Consider the following 244-nt stretch of genomic DNA (forward strand, 5'->3'; position numbering starts at 1 on the left):
GCCACGGGCGGTTTCCTTGTATTTGCTCTTCATGTCGGCGCCGGTCTGGCGCATGGTGCGGATCACTTTGTCGAGGGACACAAAGTGCTGCCCATCGCCGCGCAAGGCCATGCGCACGGCGTTGATCGCCTTGACCGAGCCCATCGCATTGCGCTCGATGCAGGGCACCTGCACCAGCCCGCCAATCGGGTCGCAGGACAGGCCGAGGTTGTGCTCCATGCCGCTCTCGGCAGCGTTTTCCACT

1 protein-coding gene is annotated in these 244 nt (G+C 63.9%); it reads right to left on the reverse strand.

Going from position 1 to position 244, the window contains the following annotated elements:
• Positions 1 to 244 (reverse strand): L-serine ammonia-lyase, iron-sulfur-dependent, subunit alpha (locus AC0L3B_RS40110; protein WP_473383539.1); only part of this gene is annotated, 244 nt, incomplete at both ends.

The organism is Bradyrhizobium sp. Kon56 (genome assembly GCF_055807635.1).